Origin of the sequence: Streptomyces coacervatus (genome assembly GCF_029223485.1) — a bacterium.
Lineage (GTDB): Bacteria > Actinomycetota > Actinomycetes > Streptomycetales > Streptomycetaceae > Streptomyces > Streptomyces coacervatus.
Window position 1 is genome coordinate 268,249 of sequence record NZ_JARHTP010000015.1, and the last position, 10,654, is coordinate 278,902.

At 71.6% G+C, this 10,654-nt stretch carries 12 protein-coding genes; 6 read left to right on the plus strand and 6 right to left on the minus strand.

The genetic code is table 11. The features are described 5' to 3' along the window. Window positions 1–26 precede the first annotated feature (26 nt). From hutH to P2Q00_RS33255, 3 genes are all read right to left on the minus strand, one after another. Entirely contained in the window at window positions 27–1,565 is a 1,539-nt protein-coding gene (hutH, locus tag P2Q00_RS33245; RefSeq protein ID WP_275777254.1) for a histidine ammonia-lyase, read from the minus strand. Window positions 1,566–1,714: 149 nt separating this feature from the next. Next, window positions 1,715–2,863, minus strand: coding sequence for a GGDEF domain-containing protein (locus P2Q00_RS33250; protein ID WP_275777212.1), 1,149 nt, complete (start codon window positions 2,861–2,863; stop codon window positions 1,715–1,717). Window positions 2,864–3,024: 161 nt separating this feature from the next. Further along, on the minus strand, window positions 3,025–3,843 hold the full coding sequence (locus P2Q00_RS33255; protein WP_275777214.1) for an enoyl-CoA hydratase/isomerase family protein: 819 nt from the start codon (window positions 3,841–3,843) through the stop codon (window positions 3,025–3,027). A 175-nt stretch (window positions 3,844–4,018) separates the two neighbouring features. Between P2Q00_RS33255 and P2Q00_RS33260 the strand changes: the two genes are divergently transcribed. Beyond that, window positions 4,019–4,567, plus strand: coding sequence for a hypothetical protein (locus tag P2Q00_RS33260; protein ID WP_275777256.1), 549 nt, complete (start codon window positions 4,019–4,021; stop codon window positions 4,565–4,567). Between the two features lie 106 nt (window positions 4,568–4,673). On the opposite strand, the gene P2Q00_RS33265 is transcribed toward P2Q00_RS33260, so the two are convergent. Both P2Q00_RS33265 and P2Q00_RS33270 read right to left on the minus strand, forming a co-directional pair. Continuing rightward, a complete protein-coding gene (locus tag P2Q00_RS33265; protein WP_275777215.1) occupies window positions 4,674–5,789 on the minus strand; it encodes an adenylate/guanylate cyclase domain-containing protein in 1,116 nt (371 codons plus the stop codon). Between the two features lie 194 nt (window positions 5,790–5,983). After that, complete coding sequence (locus tag P2Q00_RS33270) at window positions 5,984–6,844, minus strand: biotin--[acetyl-CoA-carboxylase] ligase (protein ID WP_275777218.1); 861 nt, start codon at window positions 6,842–6,844, stop codon at window positions 5,984–5,986. Window positions 6,845–6,955: 111 nt separating this feature from the next. Between P2Q00_RS33270 and P2Q00_RS33275 the strand changes: the two genes are divergently transcribed. From P2Q00_RS33275 to P2Q00_RS33290, 4 genes are all read left to right on the plus strand, one after another. After that, window positions 6,956–8,548: an acyl-CoA carboxylase subunit beta gene (locus P2Q00_RS33275; protein WP_275777220.1), complete on the plus strand. Its 1,593-nt coding sequence runs from the start codon at window positions 6,956–6,958 to the stop codon at window positions 8,546–8,548. 8 nt (window positions 8,549–8,556) lie between these two features. Further along, entirely contained in the window at window positions 8,557–8,766 is a 210-nt protein-coding gene (locus P2Q00_RS33280; protein ID WP_275777222.1) for an acyl-CoA carboxylase epsilon subunit, read from the plus strand. 163 nt (window positions 8,767–8,929) lie between these two features. Further along, on the plus strand, window positions 8,930–9,058 hold the full coding sequence (gene mmpB, locus P2Q00_RS33285) for a morphogenic membrane protein MmpB (protein WP_275777224.1): 129 nt from the start codon (window positions 8,930–8,932) through the stop codon (window positions 9,056–9,058). Window positions 9,059–9,093: 35 nt separating this feature from the next. Next, on the plus strand, window positions 9,094–9,711 hold the full coding sequence (locus P2Q00_RS33290; RefSeq protein WP_275777225.1) for a Maf family protein: 618 nt from the start codon (window positions 9,094–9,096) through the stop codon (window positions 9,709–9,711). Here P2Q00_RS33290 and P2Q00_RS33295 read toward each other — a convergent pair. Next, window positions 9,680–10,147, minus strand: a complete 468-nt coding sequence (locus P2Q00_RS33295) for a hypothetical protein (protein ID WP_275777227.1) — start codon at window positions 10,145–10,147, stop codon at window positions 9,680–9,682. The two genes, P2Q00_RS33290 and P2Q00_RS33295, sit on opposite strands and share 32 nt — an antisense overlap. Window positions 10,148–10,530: 383 nt before the next feature. Between P2Q00_RS33295 and P2Q00_RS33300 the strand changes: the two genes are divergently transcribed. Continuing rightward, a partial coding sequence (locus P2Q00_RS33300; protein WP_146166841.1) for a biotin carboxylase N-terminal domain-containing protein occupies window positions 10,531–10,654 on the plus strand: 124 nt, incomplete at its 3' end.

Genomic DNA, 10,654 nt, shown 5'->3' on the forward strand with positions numbered 1-10,654 from the left:
GGCGGCCCTCGTACGTACAAGAGCGGTCAGGCGAGCGGTCCCGTCACACGCTCCACCGCGGCGACCAGACGCCCGTCGCGCACGAACGCGTCCGCGGCGGCGAGGTCGGGCGCGAGGAACCGGTCCGGACCGGGCCCCTCGACTCCCGCCGCCCGTACGGCCGTAATGGCCGCCTGCGAGGCGGGCGCCGGGGCCAGACCCTCGCGCAGCTCGATCGCACGCGTGGCGGCGTACAGCTCGATGGCGACCACACGCGTGAGGTTGTCGACGGCGGTGCGCAGCTTGCGGGCGGCGGACCAGCCCATGGAGACGTGGTCCTCCTGCATGGCGGAGGAGGGGATCGAGTCGGCGGACGCGGGTACCGCCAGCCGCTTCATCTCACTCACCAGTGCGGCCTGCGTGTACTGGGCGATCATCAGCCCGGAGTCCACACCGGCGTCGTCGGCCAGGAACGGCGGCAGGCCGTGGCTGCGGTTCTTGTCCAGCAGCCGGTCGGTGCGGCGCTCGGCGATGGACGCGAGGTCCGCGGCGGCGATGGCGAGGAAGTCGAGCACGTACGCCACCGGGGCGCCATGGAAGTTGCCGTTGGACTCGACGCGCCCGTCGGGCAGCACCACAGGATTGTCGACGGCCGAGGCCAACTCCCGCTCGGCGACGAGCCGGGCATGCGCCATGGTGTCCCGTCCGGCACCGGCGACCTGCGGGGCACAGCGCACCGAGTAGGCGTCCTGGACACGCGGGGCGTCGTCCTGGTGGTGCCCGGTGAGCTCCGAACCCTTGAGCACGGCAAGCATGTTGGCGGCGGACGCCCCCTGCCCCGGATGCGGGCGGATGGCGTGCAGCTCGGGGGCGAGGACCTTGTCCGTCCCGAGGAGCGCTTCCATCGACAGGGCGGCCGTGATGTCGGCGGACTTGTAGAGGGAGTCCAGGTCGGCGAGGGCCATGACCAGCATGCCGAGCATGCCGTCGGTGCCGTTGAGGAGGGCGAGGCCTTCCTTCTCGCGCAGCTCGACGGGGGCGATCCCGTGCTCGGCGAGCAGTTCACCGGCGGGGCGCACCGTCCCGTCCGGCCCTTCCGCCTCCCCCTCGCCCATGAGCGTGAGGGCGCAGTGGGAGAGGGGCGCGAGGTCGCCGGAGCAGCCGAGGGAGCCGTACTCGTGGACGACGGGCGTGATCCCTGCGTTGAGAACGTCGGCCATGGTCTGCGCGACCTCCGGCCGCACCCCCGTGTGCCCCGAGCAGACGGTCTTGAGCCGCAGGAACATCAGGGCCCGTACGACCTCCCGCTCCACCCGCGGACCGAGCCCCGCGGCGTGCGAGCGGACGATGTTGCGCTGCAGCTGGGCGCGCAGCTCCTGGCTGATGTGCCGGGTCGCCAGGGCGCCGAAGCCGGTGCTGACGCCGTAGACGGGCTCGGGCTTGGCCGCCAGCGCGTCCACGATCTCGCGGGCGGCGGCGAGGGCCGCCACCGCCTCCGCGGAAAGCTCGACCCGGGCGCCGTCGCGCGCCACGGCGAGAACGTCGGACGCGGTCACCCCGGACGTCCCCACCACCACAGTGTGCATATCCATATTCAGGAGCGTACGCAGTGAAGACGAAGATGTCACTACCGGGGCAGAGGTACGCCCCTTACACATTGCCAGCCCGTCCGGCGTTTGAGGACGAGGCCCCTTAAGGCCGAAGCGGGGGCCTGGGGGCGGCAGCCCCCAGTACGTCAGCCTGGCCGCCCCCGGAACCGCCGCCGCTCGGACGGCCCCTGCGGCGAAGGCGTGTCGGCCAGCCGCATGACGGGGTCGTCGGGGCCCTCACGCCCCGCGACCACGGGCTTCTCCGCACGGAGCGCCTTCGCCCGGTACTGCGCCGCATCGGCGAGCCGGAACAGACGGCGAGCCGACCGCACCGGACCAATCGCATCCTCGGTGGAAGCCACCCCGCACGCGACGCCGTCCCCGAGTTCCAACTCGGCGGCCCGGCGGCACAGTTCATCCGCAGCCTTGACGGCCTCGTCGGCGGACGGACCAACAGCAAGCAGACAGAACTCATCCCCGCCGAGCCGCGCGGCCAGCGCCCCCGGCAGCATCGCGCCGCACAGCGAGAGGACGGAGCCGAAGCGTTCGAGGAGGCGGTCGCCGACGGCATGTCCCTGGGTGTCGTTGACGCGCTTGAGGCCGTTCAGATCGCAGACGACGAGGCTGACGACCGTGCCGTCCGCGCGGTGCCGCTCGACGGCCTCGTCCAGCTTGACGTCGACGGCGCGGCGGTTGGCGAGGCCGGTGAGGGCGTCGGTGTAGGCGAGCCGTCTCGCCTCCTCCAGCCGCTCGGCCTGGGCGAGCCCGGCGGCGACGACGGCCGCCAGAACGGTGGCGAAGTCGGCGTCGGCCCGGCCGAAGACGGGGGCACCGGCGGGGCGGGCGACATAGAGCTCCCCCCACGCGCGCCCGTGCAGCACGATCGGGGCGACGACGCAGCAGCCGCGGCCGCGGCGGCGGAGGGCGGCGACGCGCTGGTGGACATAGCCGGGGCGGCCGCCCGCGGCGGGCCCCTGCGCCGTCTCGACCCATGCGTCGGGCTCGCCGCCGCCGGCCCACCGCTCGTGCAGGAACTCGGTGATCTCGGGGAACTGGTGCACGGGGTACGACTCGTCCTCCGGGAACTCCTCCTCCCCCTCGGCCCGCTCCCCCACATTCGCAAGGACCCGCAGCCGGCCGAGCTCCCGCTCCCACACCGACAACGCGGCGAAGCTCCCGCCGAGTGCCCGGCACGCCCCGGCCGCCGCCGCACGCCACGCCTCGCGCGAGCCGTGGGCTGCGGCCATGCCCTGCGCCAGCGCGACGACGGCTGCGAGCCGCTTGTCCTCACCCATTACTCCAGGTTAGGGAGGTTTCTTGCGGTTTGTTCTATTGATACGGCGGTGGGGTGACCGGCCCTGGGGGCTCCGCCCCCAGACCCCCGTGTCGGCCCTTAAGGGGCCTCGTCCTCAAACGCCGGACGGGCTGACATGCCGTGACCGGCAGCTAAAAGGTGTTACTCCCCCGGCCACTGCGGCTTCCGCTTCTCATTGAACGCCGCCACCCCCTCCGCCCGGTCCCCCGAGAACGCCACCGACCGCCATGCCGCATCCTCGACCTCCAGTCCGGCCCGCAGATCCAGCCCCTGGCCGAGCCGCAGCGCCCGCTTGGCGGCCCGCAGGCCGACCGGTGAGTTCGCAGCGATGCGTGCGGCCAGCGACAGTGCCTCCGCCCGGTCCTGCCCCTCCTCCACCAGTTCGTCCACGAGCCCCAACTCCCGTGCCTCCGCGGCCTCCAGACGCCTGGCGGTGAAGATCAGCTCGGCTGCCCGCGCCACCCCCACGCGCCGCGGCAGCAGCTGCGTACCGCCACCGCCCGGAATGACCCCGACGGACACCTCCGGCAGCCCCACCACGGCCGTACGGTCGGCCACGATCAGGTCGCAGGACAGCGCCAGCTCGAAGCCCCCGCCCAGGGCGAACCCGTGCACCGCGGCGATCGTCGGCACCGGCAGCTCCAGCACCCCGGTGTAGGCGCCCCGCGAGACCGGCCGCTGCCGGACCAGATCGGCGTCGGTGAAGGAGTTGCGCTCCTTCAGGTCCGCCCCGACACAGAACGCCCGCTCATGCGTGGACGTCACCACGACCACCCGTACGTCACGGTCCGCGCCGAGCGCCGCGCACGCCCCGGCGATCGACTGCGCCATCCCGGTCGAGACGGCGTTCATGGCCTTGGGCCGGTCGAGGACGAGCTCCGCGACATGCCCGACGTCCCCGGCTCCCCCGTCGCCGTGCCGCCGCACCGCCACGAACTCGCCGTACCGCTCCTCGCCCATGACACCCTCCGGTTAACGCGGGTTAACAACCTTCGGCCCGATCATCGCAGGGTTTCGTCCCGTTGTCCCCGTTCGGGTGACATCCCGCCCAACTCCCCTTGCACCGCCCACAGGAGCGCATACCGTGCCTCCGCCACGGCGCACAGGGGGCGCGCCTGCAAGGGGGAGAGTCGTGATGATCGTGACGGCGGAGACATCGGTGAGGCGCGGCCGGCATCGCAGGCCCCGCCCCCGCAAGCTGCTGTTCGCCGCCGGCGGGCTGGCGCTGGCCGCCGGTGTGCTGAGCCTCGTACGGATGACACCCGAATCGGGGGTCGGCGCGGCCGGGACCGCGGAGGCCGATCCCCGCCAGGATCCCGGCAGCGACCGGCCGGGCCATGCTGTCGCCGCCGTCGATGCCGTACCGCGGGTGAGTCCGTCGGCGACCTCGGTGATGGGCGGAGCGAGTGCGACGCCGACGGCGCATCTCGTAGCCCTGCAGACCCCGACCACACCCCCGGACCCTGCGGCCGCTCCCGGCACCACGACCATCCCGGTCACGCCGAACTCCCCGTCCCCCACGACCAGTTCACAGCCGCCCGCGACGACGGCCCCCGCCCCACAGCCGACTCCGACACCGGGCCGGACCACGCCCCCGCCCACCCCGCGGCGGAGCGATACGCACGACCCCGGTCTGTGCGTGCCAGTCATCGGCCTGTGCACAAACCCGCTGGCCGCGCCCTAAAGGGGCGCGGGGAACTGCGCGACCAGCCACGACGGCGCCGCAGCCGAAAGACGACCCATCACCGCCCCGCGGCGGAGCCGCAACCGGCAGATCCCGGGCGGGGCGCTCAGCCCCGCCGCGTAAGCAGCCACGGCTCGACCACGCCAAGCCCCCGCACCGGCCGCTGCCACATCGGCTGGAGCGCGAAACGGTACGCCGGAGGCTCCTCGCCCTCCTTCTCCGCGGCCGCGGCGGCCTCGGCCGCGTCCGCCTCGGAGGCCGGCGCCTCGGCGGTGCGGATGAGTTCCTGAGCGAAGTCGGCGTCGACGAGGACGGCGTCGCGCGGGGCTATGGACGTCAGCCGGGAGGCGAGGTTCACCGTCGTACCGAAGACGTCGCCCATCCGGGTGGTCACCGTGCCGAAGGCGATGCCGACGCGCAGTTCGGGCATCGTCTCGTCGTTCGCCATCGTCTCGATGAGCCGCAGCGCGATCTCGGCGGCGACCCCGCAGTCGTCCGCCGCGTACAGCACCTCGTCGCCGAGGGTCTTGATGAGCCGTCCGCCGTGCGCGGCGACCAGATCGGCGCAGGTCGTCTCGAAGGCCTCGACGAGTTCGCCGAGTTCCTCCTCCTCCATACGGCGGGTGAGGCGGGTGAAGCCGACCAGGTCGGCGAAGCCGACGGCCAGGCGCCGGTCGACCATTTCCTCGTCGTCGGCGGCCTGGATGACCCGGCCGGCCGAGGCGGCGAGCTGGCGCCGCCAGACGTAGACGAGGAACTCCTCCAGTTCGGGCAGGAGCAGTTCGACGATCGGGTACGTCACCTCGGTGCGGGTCATGCCCGGTTCCGGGGGCTCGGTCAGGCCTTCCAGGAAGGAGTCGATCTGCCACTCGGCGAGGCGTGCCGTGGTCTGGCCGGTGGAGCGGGCGACCTGCACGGCCATCGCCTCGCTCAGCAGGCCCGCCTCGACGAGGCCGGAGAGGCGGCGCAGCGCCAGTACGTCGGCCTCGGTGAGCGCCTTGGCCTGGCCGATGTCGGCGAAGCCCATCGCCCGCCAGAAGCGGGTGGCCAGCTCCACGGAGACGCCCGCGCTGCGGGCCGCCTGGAAGGGGGTGTAGCGCCGCTCGGCGCCGAGGATCAGGTGCTCCAGGCGCAGGGCGAGGGGGTCCTCGACGGGATCGGCGGCGTGGGGGTCCACCCGGCCGTCCGCGCCCGTGCCGGAGCCCGTGTCGTCGACGGTCACGCCTGCTGCCCTTCCGATCTGCCACGGTCAGGTATCGACCGGCCTCAACTGTACGGCAGGTGTGCCCTACCTCACTCCCGACGTGGGTGAAGGCACCCGGCACCGGTGCGGGCGTCGCTGGGGGCCTGCGGCCCCCAGACCCCCGCTTCGGCCCGAAAGGCCTCGTCCTCAAACGCCGGACGGGCTGGAATCACTCACGCCGGCCGCAAGTGAACGATGTCTCCCGCGCCCACCGGCTCCTGCACCCCGTCCTCGGTGGCGATCACCAGCCTCCCGTCGCCGTCGACAGCCACCGCCTCGCCGACCAGCGACCGGTCACCCGGCAGCTCGGCCCGCACGGTCCTCCCCAGAGTCGCGCAACCCGCCGCGTACGTCTCCTGCAGACCGCTGGCCGCCGGATCGCCGCCCGCGTCCCGCCAGCGCCCGTACCACTCCTCCAGGGACCGCAGCATCGCCCTGAGCAGGGGATCGCGGTCCGTGCTCACCGCCCCGGCGAGGGCCAGCGAGCCCGCCTGGGGAACCGGCAGCTCGTTCTCACGCAGCGTGACGTTGATGCCGACCCCGACGACCACTGCGTCGTCCCCAGCCCGTTCGGCGAGGATCCCGCCGGCCTTGCGCTCCTCGCCGCCGATGGACACGAGCAGGTCGTTGGGCCACTTGAGTGCCGTGTCCACGCCCGCCGAGCGGGACAGCCCGGTCGCCACGGCGACCCCGGTGAGCAGCGGCAGCCAGCCCCAGCGGGCGACCGGCACCCCGCCCGGCTTCAGCAGCACGGAGAAGAAGAGGCCCGAGCGGGCCGGTGCCGTCCACTGGCGGTCCAGCCGGCCCCGCCCGGCGGTCTGCTCCTCCGCGACCAGGACCGCACCCTCGCCCGCCTTGCCCGCGCCCGCCAGGGCGACCAGGTCGGAGTTGGTGGAGCCGGTGCTCTGCACCACCTCCACCTCGCGCCACAGCCCGCCCTCCCGCACCAGCCCGCGCCGCAGCGCGGTGGCATTGAGCGGAGGCCGGTCCAGGTCGGACCAACGGCTGTCGTCTGATGCATCTCGCGGCGTCATGCAAGCCACCCTAGGTGTGTGAAACGCCGCACTGCTGATTCGTAGCGCCGCCACTACTCTACGGATGAGTAACCGTCCCCCCTTTTGAGCAGGCAGGGAGCCGCGATCCCGATGTCCGAGCCGGAAGCGACCGACATTCACACCACCGCGGGCAAGCTCGCGGATCTCCAGCGTCGTATTGACGAGGCGACGCACGCCGGCTCCGCACGTGCCGTCGAAAAGCAGCACGCCAAGGGCAAGTTGACGGCCCGTGAGCGCATCGAACTCCTCCTGGACGAGGGCTCCTTCGTCGAGCTGGACGAGTTCGCCCGGCACCGGTCGACGAACTTCGGCCTGGAGGCCAACCGCCCCTACGGCGACGGCGTCGTGACCGGCTACGGCACGGTCGACGGCCGCCCGGTCGCGGTCTTCTCCCAGGACTTCACCGTCTTCGGCGGCGCCCTCGGCGAGGTCTACGGCCAGAAGATCGTCAAGGTGATGGACTTCGCGCTGAAGACCGGCTGCCCGGTCATCGGCATCAACGACTCCGGCGGCGCCCGCATCCAGGAGGGCGTCGCCTCCCTCGGCGCGTACGGCGAGATCTTCCGCCGCAACACCCACGCGAGCGGTGTGATCCCGCAGATCAGCCTGGTCGTGGGCCCGTGCGCGGGCGGCGCCGTCTACTCCCCCGCGATCACCGACTTCACGGTGATGGTCGACCAGACCTCGCACATGTTCATCACCGGCCCGGACGTCATCAAGACGGTCACCGGCGAGGACGTCGGCTTCGAGGAGCTGGGCGGCGCCCGCACCCACAACTCCACGTCCGGCGTGGCCCATCACATGGCCGGGGACGAGAAGGACGCCATCGAGTACGTCAAGCAGCTGCTGTCGTACCTGCCGTCCAACAACCTCTCCGAGGCGCCGGTCTTCCCGGAGGAGGCGGACCTCGCCGTCACGGACGAGGACCTTGAGCTGGACACGATCGTGCCGGACAGCGCGAACCAGCCGTACGACATGCACACGGTGATCGAACACGTCCTGGACGACGCCGAGTTCTTCGAGACGCAGGCGCTCTTCGCCCCGAACATCCTCACCGGGTTCGGGCGGGTGGAGGGCCACCCGGTCGGCATCGTCGCCAACCAGCCGATGCAGTTCGCGGGCTGCCTCGACATCGACGCGAGCGAGAAGGCCGCGCGCTTCGTGCGCACCTGCGACGCCTTCAACATCCCGGTCATCACCTTCGTCGACGTGCCGGGCTTCCTCCCCGGCGTCGACCAGGAGCACACCGGCATCATCCGCCGCGGCGCCAAGCTCATCTACGCCTACGCGGAGGCGACGGTCCCCCTCATCACCGTCATCACCCGCAAGGCCTTCGGCGGCGCCTACGACGTCATGGGCTCCAAGCACCTCGGCGCGGACCTCAACCTCGCCTGGCCGACCGCCCAGATCGCCGTCATGGGCGCCCAGGGCGCGGTCAACATCCTGCACCGCCGCACCATCGCCGAGGCCGAGGCGAACGGCGACGTGGAAGCCACCCGCGCCCGCCTGATCCAGGAGTACGAGGACGCCCTCCTCAGCCCCTACATCGCGGCCGAGCGCGGCTACATCGACTCCGTGATCATGCCGTCCGAAACGCGCCGCCACGTCGTACGCGGCCTGCGCCAGCTACGCACCAAGCGCGAGTCCCTCCCCCCGAAGAAGCACGGCAACATCCCCCTCTAGGAGTCGTTGTGACGATCAAGGTCGTACGGGGCAACCCCACCCCGGAGGAACTGGCCGCCGCCCTGGCGGTGGTCAGAGCCCGCGCCGCGGCGGAATCCTCCATCCCGCCCGGCGCGACACGGGACAAGGACTCCTGGTCGGACCCGGCAAGGATCGCGTCCCACCGCCTGCCCCAGCCGGGCCCGACGGCATGGACCCGCACTTACTGGCCGGGCTAAGCCATGGGCATTTAGGGGCGCGGGGCTGTATCGATTTGCGGCTCCGCCGCGTGGGCGCGACAAGCCCCCACCGGCCCGCAGCCGACAACGAACCGGCTGCGGGCCAATAACTTGAGTACGCATACTCAGGCGCCGCCCCAACGCCCAGCCCCACGCTAGTGGCATGCTCTGGTCCGACCCTGAGAACGAGCCCCCCAAGGAACTCCGCGACATGCAGGACATGTTGCGACGCCTGGGCGTTCTCATGGCACTGGCCATGATCCTCATCATGATCGTGATCGGGCTGAGGTAACTGCCGCTCCCCCGCGGCGCGGCTACGCTGACCGCATGACAGACGCGCCCCGCCGCCTCATCCTCGCCTCCAAGTCCCCCGCCCGACTGAACCTCCTGCGCCAGGCCGGACTGGACCCCGAGGTCATCGTGAGCGGCGTCGACGAGGACGCCGTGACCGCCCCCACCCCGGCCGAACTCGCCCTCGCCCTCGCAGAGGCCAAGGCCTCCGTCGTCGCCGCCAGGCCGGAGGCGCACGGCGCTCTGGTGATCGGCTGCGACTCCGTGCTGGAGCTGGACGGCGAGGCCCTGGGCAAGCCCGCGGACGCCGAGGAGGCGACGGCCCGCTGGAAGTCGATGCGCGGCCGGGCGGGCGTTCTGCAGACGGGGCACTGCGTCTGGGACACGGCGAGCAAGCGGTACGCGTCCGGTACCGCCTCCACCGTCGTCCGCTTCGGCGAACCCTCCGACGAGGAGATCGCCGCCTATGTCGCCTCGGGCGAACCCCTCCATGTCGCGGGGGCGTTCACGCTCGACGGCCGCAGCGCGCCGTTCATCGACGGCATCGACGGCGACCACGGCAATGTGATCGGCATCAGCCTGCCCCTCGTCCGCCGGCTGCTCGCCCAGCTGGGCGTCGGCATCACGGAGTTGTGGGCGCCGGCGGAGAAGTGACAGGGGAGTCTCCCCCGCCCTTGCCCCCATGGTCGGTGGGTTCGGCCGGGCTGTCGTACGTCATCAGGAGCAGCACGATGAGTGCGAGGACGACCACCATGAACAGGAACGCGGTCCAGCCCACCAGCCCCCACACGAACGCCCCCAGCAGCCCGTGCACCACGGCCGCGCTGATCAGCAGGATGCGCCCGAAGCCGGCCGCCGGGCGGTTGCGGATCGCCACGAGGAGCGCGACCAGGCCGCACAGGGCGAAGTAGAGGCCGAAGACGACTCCGCCGATCTTCGAGGACACCGACATCATGTCGGGGTCGAGGCCGGCCAGGGACATGTCCTGCCGGTCGACGACGATCCCCAGGAACCAGTTCAGCGCCGCGATGCCGAACGCCTCGACGAAGAGCACGACCGCCACAACCCATGCCACCGGTCTGCGTACCACCGGTCCCACCCACTTTCGACTGCCGCCCGAGCGGGCCGGGCAAGGCTGTTGTTACCTCAAGTACGTACGAGACATCGCGAACGCTACTAACGGGTAAACCCCGGGACAAGGGTTCTGCCGACGGCAAAGATTCGTTGGGCCATTCGTAGGGACTCCACAAAGAAACCGAGTGGCCCGCAGCACGCTCTTACAGAGACCTTGACCACACGGGCGAGCTAGGGTTTCCGAGAGGAGTCCTGCGTACCGAGGTGCGACAAGGGATTTCGCGGATCGAGCGAGCCCGGCATCACGCTCCGTGTGGGCAAGCTCACCACTGGGGACGGGTCGTAGTGCCGTGTAGCCAGTCCCTAAACTCGGCTTGTTTCAAGGAGGGAGCCTCAATCGTGCGCAAGGTGCTCATCGCCAACCGTGGCGAAATCGCTGTCCGCGTGGCCCGGGCCTGCCGGGATGCCGGGATCGCGAGCGTGGCCGTCTACGCGGACCCGGACCGCGACGCTCTGCATGTCC